At 52.1% G+C, this 19,524-nt stretch carries 15 protein-coding genes and 3 rRNA genes; 5 read left to right on the plus strand and 13 right to left on the minus strand.

What is annotated here, in order from left to right:
• Positions 1 to 362 precede the first annotated feature (362 nt).
• The gene (yihG, locus tag AC1MKH_RS24545) at positions 363 to 1,268 is read left to right on the plus strand and encodes a 1-acylglycerol-3-phosphate O-acyltransferase, YihG family (RefSeq protein WP_231825838.1); all 906 of its coding nucleotides are present in this window, start codon (positions 363 to 365) and stop codon (positions 1,266 to 1,268) included.
• A 44-nt stretch (positions 1,269 to 1,312) separates the two neighbouring features.
• Here yihG and AC1MKH_RS24550 read toward each other — a convergent pair whose 3' ends face one another.
• The 4 genes from AC1MKH_RS24550 to AC1MKH_RS24565 all read right to left on the minus strand — a co-directional run bounded on the left by AC1MKH_RS24550 (position 1,313) and on the right by AC1MKH_RS24565 (position 4,926).
• The gene (locus AC1MKH_RS24550) at positions 1,313 to 2,782 is read right to left on the minus strand and encodes a DUF945 family protein (RefSeq protein WP_276219307.1); all 1,470 of its coding nucleotides are present in this window, start codon (positions 2,780 to 2,782) and stop codon (positions 1,313 to 1,315) included.
• Positions 2,783 to 2,941: 159 nt separating this feature from the next.
• Positions 2,942 to 3,565 (minus strand): thiol:disulfide interchange protein DsbA, encoded by a 624-nt coding sequence (dsbA, locus tag AC1MKH_RS24555; RefSeq protein ID WP_149464275.1) that lies wholly within the window; start codon positions 3,563 to 3,565, stop codon positions 2,942 to 2,944.
• A gap of 27 nt (positions 3,566 to 3,592) precedes the next feature.
• On the minus strand, positions 3,593 to 4,579 hold the full coding sequence (locus tag AC1MKH_RS24560) for a serine/threonine protein kinase (RefSeq protein ID WP_276219309.1): 987 nt from the start codon (positions 4,577 to 4,579) through the stop codon (positions 3,593 to 3,595).
• Positions 4,580 to 4,656: 77 nt separating this feature from the next.
• Positions 4,657 to 4,926, minus strand: a complete 270-nt coding sequence (locus AC1MKH_RS24565) for a YihD family protein (protein WP_015966571.1) — start codon at positions 4,924 to 4,926, stop codon at positions 4,657 to 4,659.
• A gap of 113 nt (positions 4,927 to 5,039) precedes the next feature.
• On the opposite strand from AC1MKH_RS24565, the gene mobA reads away from it, so the two are divergent.
• Both mobA and mobB read left to right on the plus strand, forming a co-directional pair.
• Positions 5,040 to 5,567: a molybdenum cofactor guanylyltransferase MobA gene (gene mobA / locus AC1MKH_RS24570; protein ID WP_276219338.1), complete on the plus strand. Its 528-nt coding sequence runs from the start codon at positions 5,040 to 5,042 to the stop codon at positions 5,565 to 5,567.
• Entirely contained in the window at positions 5,564 to 6,070 is a 507-nt protein-coding gene (mobB, locus tag AC1MKH_RS24575; protein ID WP_276219312.1) for a molybdopterin-guanine dinucleotide biosynthesis protein MobB, read from the plus strand. Before mobA ends, mobB begins: the two co-directional genes overlap by 4 nt.
• Positions 6,071 to 6,224: 154 nt before the next feature.
• Here the strand turns inward: mobB and rrf are convergent.
• The 3 genes from rrf to AC1MKH_RS24590 form a co-directional block, all read right to left on the minus strand.
• Positions 6,225 to 6,340, minus strand: a 5S ribosomal RNA gene (gene rrf / locus AC1MKH_RS24580).
• A gap of 96 nt (positions 6,341 to 6,436) precedes the next feature.
• Positions 6,437 to 9,343 (minus strand): 23S ribosomal RNA (locus AC1MKH_RS24585).
• A gap of 205 nt (positions 9,344 to 9,548) precedes the next feature.
• Positions 9,549 to 11,090 (minus strand): 16S ribosomal RNA (locus AC1MKH_RS24590).
• The 16S, 23S and 5S rRNA genes sit together here, the layout of an rRNA operon.
• A gap of 476 nt (positions 11,091 to 11,566) precedes the next feature.
• Here AC1MKH_RS24590 and AC1MKH_RS24595 point away from each other — a divergent pair.
• Together AC1MKH_RS24595 and mdtD are read left to right on the plus strand one after the other, a co-directional pair.
• Positions 11,567 to 12,271 carry a FadR/GntR family transcriptional regulator gene (locus tag AC1MKH_RS24595; protein ID WP_276222716.1) on the plus strand — a complete coding sequence of 235 codons (705 nt, stop codon included), beginning with the start codon at positions 11,567 to 11,569 and terminating at the stop codon, positions 12,269 to 12,271.
• Positions 12,272 to 12,280: 9 nt separating this feature from the next.
• Positions 12,281 to 13,678, plus strand: coding sequence for a multidrug transporter subunit MdtD (mdtD, locus tag AC1MKH_RS24600; protein WP_276222718.1), 1,398 nt, complete (start codon positions 12,281 to 12,283; stop codon positions 13,676 to 13,678).
• Here the strand turns inward: mdtD and rbsR are convergent.
• From rbsR to rbsD, 6 genes are all read right to left on the minus strand, one after another.
• A complete protein-coding gene (gene rbsR / locus AC1MKH_RS24605; RefSeq protein WP_276222721.1) occupies positions 13,675 to 14,667 on the minus strand; it encodes a ribose operon transcriptional repressor RbsR in 993 nt (330 codons plus the stop codon). The genes mdtD and rbsR overlap by 4 nt on opposite strands.
• Before the next feature lie 3 nt (positions 14,668 to 14,670).
• The gene (rbsK, locus tag AC1MKH_RS24610) at positions 14,671 to 15,600 is read right to left on the minus strand and encodes a ribokinase (RefSeq protein WP_276222723.1); all 930 of its coding nucleotides are present in this window, start codon (positions 15,598 to 15,600) and stop codon (positions 14,671 to 14,673) included.
• A 99-nt stretch (positions 15,601 to 15,699) separates the two neighbouring features.
• Entirely contained in the window at positions 15,700 to 16,590 is an 891-nt protein-coding gene (gene rbsB, locus AC1MKH_RS24615) for a ribose ABC transporter substrate-binding protein RbsB (RefSeq protein WP_015966578.1), read from the minus strand.
• A 27-nt stretch (positions 16,591 to 16,617) separates the two neighbouring features.
• The gene (gene rbsC / locus AC1MKH_RS24620; RefSeq protein ID WP_327622002.1) at positions 16,618 to 17,583 is read right to left on the minus strand and encodes a ribose ABC transporter permease; all 966 of its coding nucleotides are present in this window, start codon (positions 17,581 to 17,583) and stop codon (positions 16,618 to 16,620) included.
• A 5-nt stretch (positions 17,584 to 17,588) separates the two neighbouring features.
• The gene (gene rbsA, locus AC1MKH_RS24625; protein WP_015966580.1) at positions 17,589 to 19,094 is read right to left on the minus strand and encodes a ribose ABC transporter ATP-binding protein RbsA; all 1,506 of its coding nucleotides are present in this window, start codon (positions 19,092 to 19,094) and stop codon (positions 17,589 to 17,591) included.
• A gap of 7 nt (positions 19,095 to 19,101) precedes the next feature.
• Positions 19,102 to 19,521: a D-ribose pyranase gene (gene rbsD / locus AC1MKH_RS24630; protein WP_108476235.1), complete on the minus strand. Its 420-nt coding sequence runs from the start codon at positions 19,519 to 19,521 to the stop codon at positions 19,102 to 19,104.
• Positions 19,522 to 19,524: the final 3 nt, after the last annotated feature.

The raw sequence follows: 19,524 nt of genomic DNA on the forward strand, positions 1-19,524 counted from the left end.
GGATGCCACAGACAGCATGAAAACATGAGTTTTTCGCCCCATTTACGCGAAAAGATTTGCAGATCTTCTGGATCACTCGCAAATCAAAACTGTGGATAACTTTGTGCATAGTTTTATTATGCTAATAACATGTGATCATTTATGTCTATATAATTTCTAAATAGATTATATTTTTCATATAGTTATGCAATGATCGCCAACACAAAACAAGATGTGGTGACAATTTATCCTGTGTGGATATAAGCAGAGGTTATTTTTCTGTTCTGGTAAGACCCGTCATTAGGTGTGTTTTCTGATAAAATCAGCCCCCTGTGCGTTTTGCCTGCGCGCGTTAAATGACTAACTATCTGAATAAACTAATTATGTCGAGATTGCTCGCGGCGATAACGCTTCCCATAAGTATCGCGCTTACTATTTTACTGACCATATTGTGTTCCGTGCCGATCATCATCGCCGGGCTTGTTAAGCTTATTTTGCCCATCCCGGCAATCTGGCGTTCCGTCTCCGTTTTTTGCAATTTTATGATGTACTGCTGGTGTGAAGGCCTGGCGGCGCTGCTGCATCTCAACCCGCATCTGAAGTGGGAAATTGAGGGCCTGGAAAAGCTGAACAAAAAGAACTGGTATCTGCTTATCTGTAATCACCACAGCTGGGCCGACATCGTGGTGCTGTGCGTGATTTTCCGTAAGCATATTCCGATGAATAAGTATTTCCTGAAACAGCAACTGGCCTGGGTTCCGTTTATCGGTCTGGCCTGCTGGGCGCTGGATATGCCATTTATGCGCCGCTACTCGCACAGCTATCTCATCCGCCATCCGGAGCGTCGCGGAAAAGATGTTGAAACCACGCGCCGCTCCTGCGAGAAATTTCGCACGCATCCCACCACTATCGTGAATTTTGTCGAAGGCTCACGCTTTACCGAAGAGAAACGCCGCCAGACCCGCTCGCCGTATAAAAATCTGCTGCCGCCAAAAGCTGCCGGTATTGCGATGGCGCTGGGCGTGCTGGGTGCGCAGTTCGATAAGTTGCTCGATGTGACGCTGTGTTACCCGGAAAATAACGATAGCCCGTTCTTTGACATGCTGAGCGGAAAACTGACGCGCATAGTGGTACGCGTGAATCTGCTGCCGGTGGCCGAGGAGTTACACGGTGATTACGTCTCAGATAAGAACTTTAAGCGCCGTTTCCAGCAGTGGTTGAATACCCTGTGGGAAGAAAAAGATACGCTGCTGACGTCACTCATTACGCCGCACCCGCAGAAGAAATAATATCTAGCCTCGCCTCCAGAATGACAGGAGGCGAGGTAATCCGCTTATTGCAGGAAACGACCGCCCCGCGCCATAAACTCTTCCGCTGTCATCTCTTTGCCATTAAAGATAACGTTGCCCTGCTGATATTCAAAATCAAGCTTCGCCGCTTTATCGTCTACGCTGATAAGATCCATCATCTTGCCAATCGTAGTGGCATTTTTAACATCTTTCTCAGCCTGTTTTTGTGCGGCAGCGTCATCCTTACCCTCCGCCAGCTTTATTTGCTTAGCGGTGTAGGTGAAAACATCCAGAGGCAGCATGACGTTAGCCGTAATGGTTTTGACATTCTGGTCAACGGATTCGGTTAACGTACCCGGTGTGAAGGTGGCTTTGGCCGGGTCGGCAATGGCGATATTAAGATTGGCGGTCATTTCGCCTTTCTCATTTTTCCAGCTAATCGGTAATTTGATGACTGGCTCGCTTTTCTGGATGTTGGCAATGTACTTCTGGAGCAGCTTCAGACTGAGCTCACTCATCGCGTCTTCATCTTCACTCAGCGCAGGATTCGCCACCATAGCCTTACTGAGTTCCATATTATAATCCGTGAACAACTGGCGAATCGCGGCAGGATCGAGATTATCTAAGAGCAGCGCAATTTTACCGCTTCCCAGATTCTGTTTTTCACGCGTCAAATCTTTGATGCCATATTCCTGGGTGTAGTTAATGTGTTTTTTATCACTGGATAATGCCATAGCCGTTGTTGCTGTCATGGCGTTAATCTGTACGATATCTTTACCCTTTGCATTTACATGAATATTATTTAACGCAATATTCACGCTCCCAACCGGGATATTATCATCAGCCGTATGGCCGGTAGATGTCATCGTCATTGAGTCTGAATAAACTTTGACGTCATTGCTATCCTGGCTAATAACGATGTTCTTTAATTGTCCATCAATCTGCACATCAGCAAGCGATAATTTATCACCAGATAAATTAAATTCGCCACCGTCAAAAGCAAATGTTGTTTTAGTATCTGAATAGGAAGCAGGTGCCACTACAAGCTGGGTCGCAATGGATTTATCATAACTTGCACGAATATTTGCATCGATTGGCGAGCGCCCTTTTGCCGCATCAAAAAGCGGTTTGGTGATTTCACCGTTAACCAGCGACACGTTCATCGCCGCCATGGCAGGCCCGAAACGTCCTTTTGCCAGCGAGGAAAGCGGGAAAGGACCATGGTCTACATCAACATTAAACGCAACGTTTTGCCCGGCTTTGATACCACTGGCTTCTGCGCCATGTTCAAACGTCAGCACCACCTGGAAATGAGAACTCAGCATGCCGCTGGAAAAATCCTTGTAGCTTAATGTCATCCCCATTTGTGGCGATTTCACTTTACTGGCCTGATTAAACGCAGAAACAAAATCAGCAACTTTCGGTTCGATCTGTTTACCGGTATACCATGCGCTACCCATCCAACACACACCCAAAGCAACCACTACGCCCGCCGCTACGACACTCTTTTTCATGACAATCATCCCTAATAAATATGTACAGGCATTATATAAAAGAATATCCGGGGCCTGTATATTTGTTAGACTTAAAAGCGAATTATCAGAATGTGTTTATTTTAGGGGTGTAAAAAAGGCCCGCAATAATTTGCGAGCCTTATATATTATTAATTAAACTTATTTTTTCTCAATAAGTTGTTTTACGGTATCAGCATACTGCTGAACAAAGATTTCCATATTGCTGGCATCCATACCCTGCGGATTCAGCTGATATTTGCCGTTAACAAACATCGCCGGAACACCTTGCAGTTGCAGATCAGCGGCCGCTTTTTCCTGCTGTGCTACCAGAGATTTCACCACAAAGCTGTTCCATGCGGCATCGTATTCTTCACCTTTCACGCCCGCATCGACGAAGACCTTACGGATATCAGCAACGTTCTGGACGGTCTGTGTTTTCTGAATGGCTTCGAACATCGGCGCAGTGATTTTATCTTCCACGCCCAGTGCCATTGCAACTGCCCACGCCTGAGTCAGGTCTTTGCCCAATGGGCCCAGGAACTCAACGTGGTATTTGGTCATTTTGGTGCCTTCCGGCAGTTTCTGTTTCACAGTATCGGAAACATGCAGCACTTCTTCAAACTGATAGCAGTGCGGGCAGTAGAACGAGAAGAACTCCAGCACCTGCGGCTCGCCGGCAACCGGTTTATCGAGGGTAGTGTATTGTTTGCCGTCGGTGATCTGAGCAGCGGAAGCGCTGAATGCCAGAATCATACCTGCCAGCGCAAGCCAAATTTTTTTCATAACGAATTCTCTCCTGAATATGTCAAATTAATACATTGGCGTTAACTGAAGAGGGGGCTCCTGAAGAACCTTCACCTGCTCAATAAATATCGAAATCTGCCGCAGCCAGAAATCTTCCCCGGTAAGCCAGGGGAAATTCTGAGGAAACGCAGGGTCATCCCAGCGCCTGATAATCCACGCAAGATAATAAACCAATCGCATCGCGCGTAAAGGCTCAATGAGAGCCAGCTCATCCAGATTAAAATTGCTGAACTCCTCATAGGCTTCAACAATCATCTCCATCTGCATCCGCTGCTCGGCACGATCGCCATTCAGCAACATCCACAGATCCTGTACGGCCGGGCCAGTGCGCGCATCATCCAAATCAACAAACAGCGGCCCATCACGCCAGAGAATATTACCGGCATGGCAATCACCGTGCAGGCGCAGTGTGTTAAAGCGGCCATGCCACTGCGCCATTACGGCGTCAATGAGGTCATCGGTCGCTTTAAGAAAACGTTCTTTCAACGCGGCGGGAACCAGAGCGGAATGTTCAAAAACGGCGCGCGGCTCAATAAGATACTCTTTCACGCCAATTTCCGGACGGGCTACAAAGCGCGACTTACGGCCGGTTTGGTGCAAACGGCCCAGATACCGCCCAACCCACTCCATTTGGTCCAGATTATCAGATTCAAACTGGCGGCCTCCCAGGCTTGGGAATACGGCGAAGTAAAACCCCTGATGGGTCAGCAGCGTTTTGTTGTTGAAAGCGATGGGGGCGGCAACAGGCACTTCATCATTAAGAAGTTCCTGGGCGAAGAGATGTTCTTCCAGAATTTGGTCAGCCGACCAGCGTTCGGGGCGATAGAACTTCACCACCATACGGCGGCGATCTTCATCCTGAAATTGATAAACCCGGTTTTCATAGCTGTTTAACGGGGTAAGGCCAGAATCGACCCGAATACCTTGATCGAATAACGCATCGATGATGGTATCCGGGTGCAATGTCTGAAAAGTGAAAGCCTTGTCGTTCATCCTGCCAATCCGACTAACTATACGAATAGTTCAGGATATCATTTCGTAGCGCTTTCAGCGGCTGTGCTTACAACCTTTTACTCTTTAATCACACCGCGTGCGCGTAACAGCGCGGTTTTAAAATCTTCTTCGTAATCTTTCTGAATACCCGGAATCACGGCATCTTTCGCCGAGTCACGCATTTTCAGGTGATAGATCAGAATATCATCCGTTAAATCCGCCAGTTCACCCTCATAACCTGACTCCTTCGCCAGTTTCTGCAAAAATTGCATCAGGTTCAGTTCCGGCTCTTTCTGCCAGGCTGGCTGGAGGAGTTCAATAACTTCATTCAGACGTTTACATTTCATGGTCGTGCTCCTTACTCTTGATTAACACACGGTAGCAGGGTCAAACCCACAATAAAAGAGGCGATATAGTGAATATAACGGGCGTCGTGCTGGCGGGCGGTAAAGCATCACGAATGGGCGGGCAGGATAAGGGGTTAATGACGCTGCATGGGAAATCGCTGTGGAAACATGTGGCGGATCGTTTACAGCCGCAGGTGAGCGCCGTGGCGATCAGCGCTAATCGCAATATTTCGGTGTATCAGGCCAGCGGTTTTCCCGTTTATCAGGATACGCTTGCCGACTTTCCGGGGCCGCTTGCCGGGATGGCTTCTGTCATCAGGCAAGCTGAGGGCGAGTGGTTCCTGTTCTGCCCCTGTGATACGCCGTTTATTCCTGCCCATCTGGCTGAACGTCTACAATCCCAGCGTAATGAAGCGCCGGTGGTGTGGGTTCATGATGGCGACCGCGATCACCCCGCGATTGCGTTAGCCCATCGGCGAATTGCTGCGGATATTGAAGCCTATCTTGCACGCGGCGACCGACGCGTGATGGTCTTTATGCGCGAGGCCGGCGGGCATGCGGTGGATTTTAGCGATTGCCCTGAAGCGTTCAGTAACGTGAATACGCTGGAGGATTTGGCCTGGTTTGAGGCGCACTCATGATTCCCTTATTAGCGATAGCGGCATGGAGCGGGACCGGTAAAACAACTCTCCTTAAGCAGTTGATCCCAGAGCTATGTCAGCGCGGGATACGTCCGGGGCTTATAAAGCATACGCACCACAATATGGATGTGGATAAGCCAGGCAAGGATAGTTACGAATTACGTAAAGCAGGCGCGGCGCAGACGCTGGTTGCCAGCAAACAGCGCTGGGCGCTAATGACGGAGACGCCGGAGGAAGAGGAGCTGGATCTCGTATTCCTGGCCAGCAGAATGGATGCATCAACGCTGGATTTAATTCTGGTGGAGGGATTCAAGCACGAGGAGATCGCGAAGATTGTGTTGTTTCGTGAGGATGCCGGGCATAAGCCGGAAGATCTGGTGATCGATGCGCATGTAATAGCCGTGGCCAGTGATATTTCGCTCAGTGTGGATGTGCCGTTATTGGATATTAATGACGTCGAGGGGATCGCGGATTTTGTTGTGCAGTGGATGCGGATGTTGTGAATTGTGCGAGTTGTTGCCCGGTGGCGCTGCGCTTACCGGGCCTACAATGTGCACCGTACCCGCAGGCCGGATAAGGCGCAGCCGCATTCGGCAGTTTTTTTCCGCACCAGCGCAAAAAGGCCATCCTTTCGGATGGCCTTCTGCTTTATTTGATGCCTGGCAGTTCCCTACTCTCGCATGGGGAGACCCCACACTACCATCGGCGCTACGGCGTTTCACTTCTGAGTTCGGCATGGGGTCAGGTGGGACCACCGCGCTAGTGCCGCCAGGCAAATTCTGTTGTATTAACCCGCTTACGCCGGTTAATTTAATCTGTTATCAAGCTTACTTATCGATGTCTCTTCGCCAAAACATCTTCGGCGTTGTAAGGTTAAGCCTCACGGTTCATTAGTACTGGTTAGCTCAATGCATCGCTGCACTTACACACCCAGCCTATCAACGTCGTAGTCTTCAACGTTCCTTCAGGACTCTCAAGGAGTCAGGGAGAACTCATCTCGGGGCAAGTTTCGTGCTTAGATGCTTTCAGCACTTATCTCTTCCGCATGTAGCTACCGGGCAATGCCATTGGCATGACAACCCGAACACCAGTGATGCGTCCACTCCGGTCCTCTCGTACTAGGAGCAGCCCCCCTCAATTCTCCAGCGCCCACGGCAGATAGGGACCGAACTGTCTCACGACGTTCTAAACCCAGCTCGCGTACCACTTTAAATGGCGAACAGCCATACCCTTGGGACCTACTTCAGCCCCAGGATGTGATGAGCCGACATCGAGGTGCCAAACACCGCCGTCGATATGAACTCTTGGGCGGTATCAGCCTGTTATCCCCGGAGTACCTTTTATCCGTTGAGCGATGGCCCTTCCATTCAGAACCACCGGATCACTATGACCTGCTTTCGCACCTGCTCGCGCCGTCACGCTCGCAGTCAAGCTAGCTTATGCCATTGCACTAACCTCCTGATGTCCGACCAGGATTAGCTAACCTTCGTGCTCCTCCGTTACTCTTTGGGAGGAGACCGCCCCAGTCAAACTACCCACCAGACACTGTCCGCAACCCGGATCACGGGTCTACGTTAGAACATCAAACATTAAAGGGTGGTATTTCAAGGTTGGCTCCATGCAGACTGGCGTCCACACTTCAAAGCCTCCCACCTATCCTACACATCAAGGCTCAATGTTCAGTGTCAAGCTATAGTAAAGGTTCACGGGGTCTTTCCGTCTTGCCGCGGGTACACTGCATCTTCACAGCGAGTTCAATTTCACTGAGTCTCGGGTGGAGACAGCCTGGCCATCATTACGCCATTCGTGCAGGTCGGAACTTACCCGACAAGGAATTTCGCTACCTTAGGACCGTTATAGTTACGGCCGCCGTTTACCGGGGCTTCGATCAAGAGCTTCGCGTTGCCGCTAACCCCATCAATTAACCTTCCGGCACCGGGCAGGCGTCACACCGTATACGTCCACTTTCGTGTTTGCACAGTGCTGTGTTTTTAATAAACAGTTGCAGCCAGCTGGTATCTTCGACTGATTTCAGCTCCACGGGTAAACCGCTTCACCTACATATCAGCGTGCCTTCTCCCGAAGTTACGGCACCATTTTGCCTAGTTCCTTCACCCGAGTTCTCTCAAGCGCCTTGGTATTCTCTACCTGACCACCTGTGTCGGTTTGGGGTACGATTCAATGTTACCTGATGCTTAGAGGCTTTTCCTGGAAGCAGGGCATTTGTTACTTCAGCACCGTAGTGCCTCGTCATCACGTCTCAGTGTTAACAGAAGTCCGGATTTACCTAAACTTCCCACCTACACGCTTAAACCGGGACAACCGTCGCCCGGCCAACATAGCCTTCTCCGTCCCCCCTTCGCAGTAACACCAAGTACAGGAATATTAACCTGTTTCCCATCGACTACGCCTTTCGGCCTCGCCTTAGGGGTCGACTCACCCTGCCCCGATTAACGTTGGACAGGAACCCTTGGTCTTCCGGCGAGCGGGCTTTTCACCCGCTTTATCGTTACTTATGTCAGCATTCGCACTTCTGATACCTCCAGCATGCCTCACGACACACCTTCAACGGCTTACAGAACGCTCCCCTACCCAACAACACATAGTGTCGCTGCCGCAGCTTCGGTGCACAGTTTAGCCCCGTTACATCTTCCGCGCAGGCCGACTCGACCAGTGAGCTATTACGCTTTCTTTAAATGATGGCTGCTTCTAAGCCAACATCCTGGCTGTCTGAGCCTTCCCACATCGTTTCCCACTTAACTGTGACTTTGGGACCTTAGCTGGCGGTCTGGGTTGTTTCCCTCTTCACGACGGACGTTAGCACCCGCCGTGTGTCTCCCGTGATAACATTCTTCGGTATTCGTAGTTTGCATCGGGTTGGTAAGTCGGGATGACCCCCTAGCCGAAACAGTGCTCTACCCCCGAAGATGAGTTCACGAGGCGCTACCTAAATAGCTTTCGGGGAGAACCAGCTATCTCCCGGTTTGATTGGCCTTTCACCCCCAGCCACAAGTCATCCGCTAATTTTTCAACATTAGTCGGTTCGGTCCTCCAGTTAGTGTTACCCAACCTTCAACCTGCCCATGGCTAGATCACCGGGTTTCGGGTCTATACCCTGCAACTTAACGCCCAGTTAAGACTCGGTTTCCCTTCGGCTCCCCTATTCGGTTAACCTTGCTACAGAATATAAGTCGCTGACCCATTATACAAAAGGTACGCAGTCACCCCATAAAGAGGCTCCCACTGCTTGTACGTACACGGTTTCAGGTTCTTTTTCACTCCCCTCGCCGGGGTTCTTTTCGCCTTTCCCTCACGGTACTGGTTCACTATCGGTCAGTCAGGAGTATTTAGCCTTGGAGGATGGTCCCCCCATATTCAGACAGGATACCACGTGTCCCGCCCTACTCTTCGAGTTCACAACATATGCATTTTGGTGTACGGGACTTTCACCCTGTATCGTGCGACTTTCCAGACGCTTCCACTAACACACATGCTGATTCAGACTCTGGGCTGCTCCCCGTTCGCTCGCCGCTACTGGGGGAATCTCGGTTGATTTCTTTTCCTCGGGGTACTTAGATGTTTCAGTTCCCCCGGTTCGCTTCGTTAAGCTATGTATTCACTTAACGATAGTGCAACGAATTGCACTGGGTTTCCCCATTCGGAAATCGCCGGTTATAACGGTTCATATCACCTTACCGACGCTTATCGCAGATTAGCACGTCCTTCATCGCCTCTGACTGCCAGGGCATCCACCGTGTACGCTTAGTCGCTTAACCTCACAACCCGAAGATGTTTCGTAAAACACCATCGTGTTGCGAAAATTTGAGAGACTCGAACACACTTAAAAGTGTGTCGTTTCAATTTTCAGCTTGATCCAGATTTTTAAAGAGCAAAACTTCTTAATGCACTCGAAAGTACATTCAGAAGTTCATCATTTATCAGACAATTTGTGTGGACACTTCAAGGAACGGTTCTTTAAGGTAAGGAGGTGATCCAACCGCAGGTTCCCCTACGGTTACCTTGTTACGACTTCACCCCAGTCATGAATCACAAAGTGGTAAGCGCCCTCCCGAAGGTTAAGCTACCTACTTCTTTTGCAACCCACTCCCATGGTGTGACGGGCGGTGTGTACAAGGCCCGGGAACGTATTCACCGTAGCATTCTGATCTACGATTACTAGCGATTCCGACTTCATGGAGTCGAGTTGCAGACTCCAATCCGGACTACGACATACTTTATGAGGTCCGCTTGCTCTCGCGAGGTCGCTTCTCTTTGTATATGCCATTGTAGCACGTGTGTAGCCCTACTCGTAAGGGCCATGATGACTTGACGTCATCCCCACCTTCCTCCAGTTTATCACTGGCAGTCTCCTTTGAGTTCCCGGCCGAACCGCTGGCAACAAAGGATAAGGGTTGCGCTCGTTGCGGGACTTAACCCAACATTTCACAACACGAGCTGACGACAGCCATGCAGCACCTGTCTCACGGTTCCCGAAGGCACCAATTCATCTCTGAAAAGTTCCGTGGATGTCAAGAGTAGGTAAGGTTCTTCGCGTTGCATCGAATTAAACCACATGCTCCACCGCTTGTGCGGGCCCCCGTCAATTCATTTGAGTTTTAACCTTGCGGCCGTACTCCCCAGGCGGTCGACTTAACGCGTTAGCTCCGGAAGCCACGCCTCAAGGGCACAACCTCCAAGTCGACATCGTTTACAGCGTGGACTACCAGGGTATCTAATCCTGTTTGCTCCCCACGCTTTCGCACCTGAGCGTCAGTCTTCGTCCAGGGGGCCGCCTTCGCCACCGGTATTCCTCCAGATCTCTACGCATTTCACCGCTACACCTGGAATTCTACCCCCCTCTACGAGACTCAAGCTTGCCAGTTTCAAATGCAGTTCCCAGGTTGAGCCCGGGGATTTCACATCTGACTTAACAAACCGCCTGCGTGCGCTTTACGCCCAGTAATTCCGATTAACGCTTGCACCCTCCGTATTACCGCGGCTGCTGGCACGGAGTTAGCCGGTGCTTCTTCTGCGAGTAACGTCAATTGCTGAGGTTATTAACCTCAACACCTTCCTCCTCGCTGAAAGTACTTTACAACCCGAAGGCCTTCTTCATACACGCGGCATGGCTGCATCAGGCTTGCGCCCATTGTGCAATATTCCCCACTGCTGCCTCCCGTAGGAGTCTGGACCGTGTCTCAGTTCCAGTGTGGCTGGTCATCCTCTCAGACCAGCTAGGGATCGTCGCCTAGGTGAGCCGTTACCCCACCTACTAGCTAATCCCATCTGGGCACATCCGATGGCAAGAGGCCCGAAGGTCCCCCTCTTTGGTCTTGCGACGTTATGCGGTATTAGCTACCGTTTCCAGTAGTTATCCCCCTCCATCAGGCAGTTTCCCAGACATTACTCACCCGTCCGCCACTCGTCAGCGAATCAGCAAGCTGATTCCTGTTACCGTTCGACTTGCATGTGTTAGGCCTGCCGCCAGCGTTCAATCTGAGCCATGATCAAACTCTTCAATTTAAGTTTGATGCTCGTGAATTAAACTTCGTAATGAATTACGTGTTCACTCAGAGACTTGGTATTCATTTATCGTCTTGCGACGTTAAGAATCCGTATCATTGAGTGCCCACACAGATTGTCTGATAAATTGTTAAAGAGCAGTGCAACGCGGCGTGAAGCTCACCGTTGCGAGGTGCGCATATTACGCTTTCCTCCTTCAGAGTCAAGCGCTTATTTTCGCTTTTTCTCTGGCGGCGTTCCCGAAGGAAGCCTGCTAACCCGGCGGCTTAGAGGCCGTTGTTCCGTGTCAGTGGAGGCGCATTATAGGGAGTTATTTCAGACAGACAAGAGGTTATTTAAAAAAAATTACAGTTCGTGCTTTTTTTCACCAATATGCATGCTAATACGCCATAAAATGCACTCTTTGGCGTTTTTGCAGCCGATTTTTGTCGGTGAATGGCATACTAGAACCAATAACAAGATACAGGACACCTTTTATGTCTTTAAGCGCACAGCAATTAGCAGCTCAAAAAAACATCTCGTGGGTATTAGCGGAGAAGTTAGCTCAGAAAATCCTTAAAGGTGAATATCCTCCGGAAAGTATTCTGCCGGGCGAAATGGAATTAGGTGAGATCTTCGGCGTGAGCCGTACCGCCGTTCGTGAAGCGGTCAAAACCCTTTCCGCGAAAGGGATGCTTCTGCCGCGCCCGCGTATTGGCACTCGTGTCATGCCGCAATCACACTGGAACTTTCTCGATACCGAGCTGCTTTCATGGTGGCTGACGGAAGATAATTTCCAGGAAGTGATGAAACACTTTCTGGTGCTCCGCCACAGCCTCGAACCGCAGGCCTGCTTACTGGCCGCCGTATTAGGCACCGCAGAGCAAAAAGCAGAACTCAATACACTAATGAAGGAGATGGCGATTCTGAAAAAGAATTTCGATCGCCAACGCTGGATTGATGTAGATACCGCCTGGCACGAGCATATCTATGAAATGACGGCCAACCCGTTCCTGATATCCTTCGCTAAACTTTTCCATTCGGTCTATCACACTTACTTTACCTCGATTACTCAGGATGAAGTGATCGAACTGGAAAAGCATCAGGCAATTGTTAACGCTATTCAGGAAAGCGATAGCCAAAAAGCGTTTATTGCCTGCCAGGCGCTATTAAGCGCTCCGCATATTCGACCTGGAGTATAAAAGCATCGCATGATAAAGAAAAAAGCGCGGAGTATGGCCGGGTTGCCGTGGATAGCCGCCATGGCATTTTTCATGCAGGCCCTGGATGCGACAATCCTTAATACCGCGCTCCCCGCCATCGCGCACAGCCTTAACCGTTCACCGCTTGCTATGCAGTCCGCCATTATCAGTTACACCCTGACGGTAGCCATGCTGATCCCGGTTAGCGGCTGGTTAGCCGACCGCTTCGGTACTCGTCGCATCTTTATGATTGCCGTGACGCTTTTCACGCTGGGTTCGTTAGCCTGCGCCCTCTCAACATCATTATTAGAGCTGGTTATCTTCCGCGTCATTCAGGGTATCGGCGGGGCAATGATGATGCCCGTCGCGCGTCTGGCGCTACTGCGCGCGTACCCACGCAGCGAACTGCTGCCGGTGCTTAACTTCGTCACTATGCCGGGACTGGTGGGGCCGATACTCGGTCCGGTACTCGGCGGCGTGCTGGTCACGTGGGCCAGCTGGCATTGGATTTTCCTTATCAATATTCCGATTGGAATTACGGGTCTCTTCTATGCCCGCAAATACATGCCCAATTTCACCACGCCGAAGCGCAGCTTTGATATGTCCGGCTTCCTGCTGTTCGGCCTGAGCCTGGTGCTGTTCTCCAGCGGGATGGAACTGTTCGGCGAACGTATTGTGGCAAGCTGGATAGCTTTCGCGATTATTGGCATCAGTATTCTGCTGTTGCTGGCTTATATTCGCCACGCCCGCCGTCATCCGACGCCGCTTATCTCTCTGTCACTCTTTAAGACGCGCACTTTTTCCGTCGGCATTGCCGGCAATCTGGCCACGCGTTTGGGCACTGGCTGCGTGCCGTTCCTGATGCCACTGATGTTGCAGGTCGGCTTTGGCTATCCGGCGTTGATAGCCGGTTGCATGATGGCGCCGACCGCGCTTGGGTCTATTCTGGCAAAATCGACGGTTACGCAGGTACTGCGCTGGCTCGGTTATCGGAAAACACTGGTGGGTATTACGCTGTTTATTGGCGTGATGATTGCGCAGTTCTCGCTGCAATCACCCTCAATGCCGATTTGGATGTTGATCCTGCCGCTGTTTGTGCTCGGGATGGCGATGTCGACGCAGTTTACGTCGATGAATACCATTACACTTGCCGATCTGACGGATGAAAACGCCAGCAGCGGCAACAGTATGCTGGCCGTCACCCAACAGCTCTCAATCAGTTTAGGGGTGGCGATCAGCGCCACCGTGTTAAGGGTGTACCAGGGAATGGAAGGCTCAAACACCATCGAACAATTCCACTACACCTTTATTACGATGGGCGGGATAACGGTAGTGTCAGCATTCATGTTTATGCTGCTGAAGCCGAAAGATGGCCGCAACCTGATTAAGGAGCGGCACAAAACTTAAACGGAGCCGCGAACCACCAGCTCGGGCGTCAACTGCACACGCTGCTGTTTTTGTCCGGGCTGGGCCATACGGTGGATTAACACATCAATCGCCAGTTCACCCAGTTCATCTTTGGGCTGATGAATGGTCGTCAGCGGTGGCGTCATGTAGCGTGCCAGTTCAATATCATCATAACCAATCACCGCCATATCCTGCGGAATACGCAATCCGGCCTGATAAAGCGCCTGATACGCACCCACCGCCATCGCATCATTTCCGACGAATACCGCCTGCGGTAATTCCGGCAGCGCCAGCAACTGCTGCATGGCATCAAAACCACCGCCAAATTCAAAGTTACTGGTGATCACATACCCGTCGGGTACAGGAAGCTCCGCATGCTGCATAGCTGAGTGATATCCTTCCAGACGCAGACGTGCAGGCGTTTTATCCAGCGGCCCGGCGATACAGGCGATGCGGGTGTGGCCCTGTTCGATGAGATAGCGCGTCGCCATGTCACCGCCCAGCAAAGAGTTATCCTGAATCAGATCGCTGTCGCCATCAAACGGCGCCCAGTCCATCATCACCGTCGGAATGGACGGATAACGCTGCATAATCTCCTGCGACGGCTGGTGCGTTTCGGTGCATAACAGCAATAACCCATCAACGCGTTTTTGCATTAGCGTCTCCAGGTTGCGGTTCATCCGCTGCTCGTCGCCTTCGGTATTACACAGCACCAGACTGTAGCCGCGTTCAAAACAGCTTCTCTCCACGCCGCGCACCAGCTCCGAATAGAATGGATTTGTACTGGCGGTAATCAGCATGCCGATTGTGCGGGTTTGATTCAGTTTGAGGCTACGCGCTATCGCAGATGGCGCGTAGTTCAGGCTTTTGATGGCCGCATCGACTTTTTCAGTGATCGCTTCACTGACGTAGCGGTCTTTATTGATGACGTGAGAAACGGTAGAGGTTGAAACGCCCGCCACGCGAGCGACATCTTTCATGGTAGCCAAACATTACCTCTGCTGATTCAGAAATTCGTCGATCTCTTCACGCCAGGGAACGGAAGGCTGCGCGCCTTTACGGGTGACGGCAATGGCCGCCGCCGCGTGCGCAAACCGAATCGCCTCGTTCAGCGGTTTATCTTCCAGCAGTGCGGTGATCAGCGCGCCGTTAAAGGTATCTCCGGCGGCGATGGTATCAATGGCCTGCACTTTAAAGCCCGCCACGCGTTGACCTTCGCCCTTCACACTTGCCCACACGCCACGGCTACCCAGGGTGATGATAACGGTATCGATGCCTTTGGCGTGCAACGCCTGCGCCGCTTTCGCCGCATCGTCATCGTTTTCTACGCGGATGCCGGTTAGCTTCTCAGCTTCCGTTTCATTCGGCGTGATGATGTCCACCAGCGCCAGTAATTCGTCAGACAGTTCACGTGCCGGAGCCGGGTTTAAAATCACCTGTGTCTGGTGCTGATGGGCAATTTTAGCCGCCAGCAGGACGCTTTCCAGCGGTGATTCCAGCTGCATCAGCAGCGCATCCGCCTGTGCAATACGCGTTTTCTGCGCCTCAACCAATGCAGGCGACAGCGCCGCATTGGCGCCCGCATGAATACCAATGACGTTTTCGCCTTCGCCGTTAACGAAAATCAGCGCCACGCCGGTTGATTCCCCCGGAATCACGCTCACCGGCGCCACGTCGATACGATCGTTCGCCAGCTGTTGACGCACGCGCTCGCCAGTATCATCGTCACCCGTACAGGCGATAAACGCGATATCCGCGCCGCTGCGCCCTGCGGCCACCGCCTGGTTTGCGCCTTTGCCACCAAAAGCGACCTGGTACTGGTTACCGGTGACGGTTTCACCCGGCGTCGGGAAGGATTCGAGGTTAAGGATGTGATCGGCATTGATGCTGCCAAGAACGACGAGTTTGCCTGCGGTTTTCATTTCAGCGTGTCCGATAAGTGCGCCACCCGTTGCCGGGTGGCGCGTGCCCTGCTTTTCTTTATAGGTTGTCCCTCAAGCCTTTTGTGGCCTGATAGTGACTTATTGCTTAATGACCAGTTTCAGGTCAACCGGATATTTAGCCTGAACTTTCTCACCTTTCAGGACCTTATCCGCAGTTTCAACGCCTTTCGCGCCGATCTGCTCTGGCAACTGAGCAATAGTCGCCGACAGTTTGCCATCATTTACTGCTTTTTCGCCATCTGGCGTGCCGTCAAACCCGACAACCATCACATCGGATTTACCTGCGGTTTGCAGCGCACGCAGTGCACCCAGCGCCATTTCATCGTTCTGAGCAAATACCGCCTGCACATCCGGGTGCGCAGTCAGCAGGTTCTGCATGACGTTCAGGCCCTTAGTGCGGTCGAAATCAGCCGGTTGGCTCGCCAGCACATTAAATTTGTGCGCTGCCACAGCCTGCTGGAAACCTTCACCACGCTCACGTGCAGCAGAGGTTCCGGCGATACCTTGTAATTCAATCACCTTCGCGCCTTCACCGGCTTTTTTCGCAATGTAATCACCGGCGATTTTTCCGCCCAGCACGTTATCAGACGCGATATGGCTGACCACTTCGCCTTTCGACGCTACGCGGTCGAGGGTGATTACCGGAATTTTAGACTGGTTAGCCATTTTGATGGCGTTACCCACTGCGTCGGAATCCGTTGGGTTGACCAGCAGAATTTTCGCGCCGCGCACGGTCAGGTCCTGCACGTTCGCCAGCTCTTTCGCCGGGTTGTTCTGCGAATCCAGTACCACCAGGTTGTAACCCAGTTTGTCGGCTTCTTTCTGCGCGCCATCTTTCAGGGACACGAAGAACGGGTTATTCAGGGTAGAGATGACCAGCGCGATGGTGTCTTTCGCCATCGCGTTTGCGCTCACAGTGGCGCTCAGCGCAACAGCAGAAACCAGGGTTGCCAGTTTTTTCATATTCATAGTTAAGATGTCCTGTAGAGTCGTGAGTTACTGCTTTTTGTTGTCTACCAGCACCGCCAGCAAAATCACCACTGCTTTAACGATCATCTGGTAATAGGAAGAAACACCCAGCAAATTCAAACCATTATTCAGGAAACCGAGGATCAGCGCGCCGATCAGCGTCCCAACAATGCGACCTTTACCGCCCGCAAGACTGGTGCCGCCCAGCACAACCGCCGCGATAGCATCCAGCTCGTAGCCGGTGCCCGCCGTCGGCTGCGCAGAAGAGAGACGCGCCACTTCGATAACACCCGCCAGCGACGCCAGCAGGCCGCACAAAGCGTAGACGATAATTTTGATTTTATTGACGCTGATACCGGAAAGGCGTGTTGCCGCTTCGCTACCGCCCAGCGCATAGATATAGCGGCCAAGACGCGTGTGGTGCAGCATGTACCAGGCCGCGAGGAAGACAATCGCCATGATCCACACCGGCGTCGGGATGCCGAGCGGGCGGCCAATCCCGAACCAGCCGAACAGATCGGCGTTATCGGTAAAACCGGTATTCACCGGGCTGCCGTTGGTGTACACCATGGTCACCCCGCGCAGCAGTAGCATCATCACCAGCGTGGCGATAAACGCCTGCACGCGGCCTTTCGCCACAATCACCCCGGTCACCGCGCCAATAGCGCCGCCCAGCACCAGCGCGGCAGCCACCGCCACCAGCGCATTGACTTCAAGGCCGACAATCGAGGCAGCGACCGCGCCGGTGAGCGCCAGCAGAGAACCGACGGACAGGTCGATCCCCGAGGTCAAAATCACCAGCGTCATCCCCACCGCCATAATGGCGTTAACGGAGGTCTGTTGCAGGATGTTGAACAGGTTATTGACGGTAAAAAAGTTGGGACTCATGGTCGAGACGATGGCAATCAGCACCAGCAAAGCGATCAGCGATTTTTGCTCCAGCAGCCATGCTTTGGTGAAATAGCGGCGACCAGCGACAGCCTGGTTTGTCATCTTCTTTACTCCTGATTCACACGGTTAAGCTTGCCCACAGCGGCAGCCATTAATACTTCCTGGGTGGCCTGCTCGCGTGTGAATTCACCGCCGAGATGCCCTTCATGCATCACAATAATGCGATCGCTCATCCCCAGTACTTCCGGCATCTCGGAGGAGACCAGAATGATGCTCAGGCCGTCAGCCTTGAACTGGTTGATCAGCTGATAAATCTCTTTTTTTGCGCCAACGTCTACGCCACGCGTGGGTTCGTCGAGAATCAGCACTTTCGGGCGCGTCATCAGGCCACGCGCGATGGCGACTTTCTGTTGATTACCGCCGGAGAGCAGGCCGATAGCCTGTTCCATTGATGGCGTTTTGACGTTAAACAGACGGATAAAATCGCTGACCGCCTGCTGCTCATCTTTATGCTTCAGGCTGCCGCCCGCGTGGCTGAAATAGCGCAGCGCCGTCAGCGACATATTCTCTTTCACCGACATGCCGAGCACTAAGCCGTCCCGTTTACGGTCTTCAGAGATATAGACAATGCCGTTCGCCAGGCCATCCTGCGGGGAACGCGCCACCACTTCGTGGCCGTCGAGGGTGACATAGCCGCTGCTGCGCGGCAGCGCGCCGTACAGCACTTTCATCAGTTCCGTACGCCCTGCGCCCATCAGGCCCGCCACGCCAAGAATTTCGCCTTTGCGCAGCGTAAAGGAGACGTTTTCAACGCCCGATCCGCACAGGTTATCGACCTTCAGGCGGATCTCACCCGGCGCTTTATCGAGGCGTGGGTATTGATCTTCGAGCTTGCGCCCTACCATCATTTCGATCAGTGAATCTTCCGTTAGCGAGGAAACTTCCCGCTCAGCGATAAACTGCCCATCGCGGAATACGGTCACGTCATCGCAAATCTCGAAGATTTCTTTCATGCGGTGGGAGATATAGACAATGCCGCGCCCCTGCGATTTCAGCTCGCGGATAACACGGAAGAGGGATTCGGTTTCGGTATCAGTCAACGCATCGGTCGGTTCATCCATCACGATGACTTTCGACTCAAAGCTCAGCACCTTGGCAATTTCCACCATCTGCTGATCGCCGATGGAGAGTTCGCCCACCAGCCTGTCGCTTTTAAAGCGCAGGTTGAGTTTCGCCAGCAGCACGTTCGCTTCGGCGTACATCTTCTTCCAGTCGATTTTGCCAAAGCGATTCACAAACTCGCGGCCGAGGAAGATGTTTTCCGCAATGGTGAGCTGCGGGATCAGGTTCAGTTCCTGGTGAATGATGCCAATCCCGGCTTCCTGCGACGATTTCGGCCCGCTAAAGGTGGTTTCTTTGCCCAGCCATAACAGCGAACCGGCATCGCGAGAGTAGATACCGGTCAGCACTTTCATCATCGTGGATTTGCCGGCGCCGTTTTCGCCAACCAGCGCCATCACGCGGCCCGCATAAACATTTAACGCCGCGCCAGAGAGGGCTTTCACCCCCGGGAAGGATTTATCGATACCTTTTAATTGCAGTAATGCGTCCATGTTGGCCTCAGAAGGTGACGCCAGCACAGAGAATAATGTTCGCATACGGGGAACACTCCCCGCTGCGAATCACCGCCTGACTGTCTGCGGTTTGTTTTTTAAACTGCTCATGGGTGGTGTAACGAATTTCTATGGTATTTCCCTGGTGTTGTTGCAGTTGCCCGATGAATTTGAGCAACGTTTCGTGGAGTTGCGGATTATGTTGTTTAATCTCCGAGGCGAGAATGGCGGCCTCAACCTGCATTTCACGGGTCACTACGTCCAGCACCTGCATAAAGGTGGGAACGCCCTGAGTTAATGCCATATCGATACGCGTTGTACTGCGTGGGATGGGTAAACCCGCATCACACACCACCAGCGTATCGGTATGCCCCAGGCGGGAGATGACCGATGAGATCTCAGAATTAAGTACCGTGCCTTTCTTCATTTT

This window comes from Pseudocitrobacter sp. CD920760, assembly GCF_057782505.1.

What these genes read in the sequence shown, in the direction of transcription:
- AC1MKH_RS24560 (WP_276219309.1), bottom strand. Translation starts at nt 4,579, where the DNA reads ATGAACGACAAGGCTTTCACTTTTCAGACATTGCACCCGGATACCATC.
- mdtD (WP_276222718.1), top strand. Translation starts at nt 12,281, where the DNA reads ATGATAAAGAAAAAAGCGCGGAGTATGGCCGGGTTGCCGTGGATAGCC.
- rbsA (WP_015966580.1), bottom strand. Translation starts at nt 19,094, where the DNA reads ATGGACGCATTACTGCAATTAAAAGGTATCGATAAATCCTTCCCGGGG.
- AC1MKH_RS24565 (WP_015966571.1), bottom strand. Translation starts at nt 4,926, where the DNA reads ATGAAATGTAAACGTCTGAATGAAGTTATTGAACTCCTCCAGCCAGCC.
- dsbA (WP_149464275.1), bottom strand. Translation starts at nt 3,565, where the DNA reads ATGAAAAAAATTTGGCTTGCGCTGGCAGGTATGATTCTGGCATTCAGC.
- yihG (WP_231825838.1), top strand. Translation starts at nt 363, where the DNA reads ATGTCGAGATTGCTCGCGGCGATAACGCTTCCCATAAGTATCGCGCTT.
- AC1MKH_RS24550 (WP_276219307.1), bottom strand. Translation starts at nt 2,782, where the DNA reads ATGAAAAAGAGTGTCGTAGCGGCGGGCGTAGTGGTTGCTTTGGGTGTG.
- rbsD (WP_108476235.1), bottom strand. Translation starts at nt 19,521, where the DNA reads ATGAAGAAAGGCACGGTACTTAATTCTGAGATCTCATCGGTCATCTCC.
- mobB (WP_276219312.1), top strand. Translation starts at nt 5,564, where the DNA reads ATGATTCCCTTATTAGCGATAGCGGCATGGAGCGGGACCGGTAAAACA.
- rbsB (WP_015966578.1), bottom strand. Translation starts at nt 16,590, where the DNA reads ATGAATATGAAAAAACTGGCAACCCTGGTTTCTGCTGTTGCGCTGAGC.
- rbsC (WP_327622002.1), bottom strand. Translation starts at nt 17,583, where the DNA reads ATGACAAACCAGGCTGTCGCTGGTCGCCGCTATTTCACCAAAGCATGG.
- rbsK (WP_276222723.1), bottom strand. Translation starts at nt 15,600, where the DNA reads ATGAAAACCGCAGGCAAACTCGTCGTTCTTGGCAGCATCAATGCCGAT.
- mobA (WP_276219338.1), top strand. Translation starts at nt 5,040, where the DNA reads ATGGGCGGGCAGGATAAGGGGTTAATGACGCTGCATGGGAAATCGCTG.
- AC1MKH_RS24595 (WP_276222716.1), top strand. Translation starts at nt 11,567, where the DNA reads ATGTCTTTAAGCGCACAGCAATTAGCAGCTCAAAAAAACATCTCGTGG.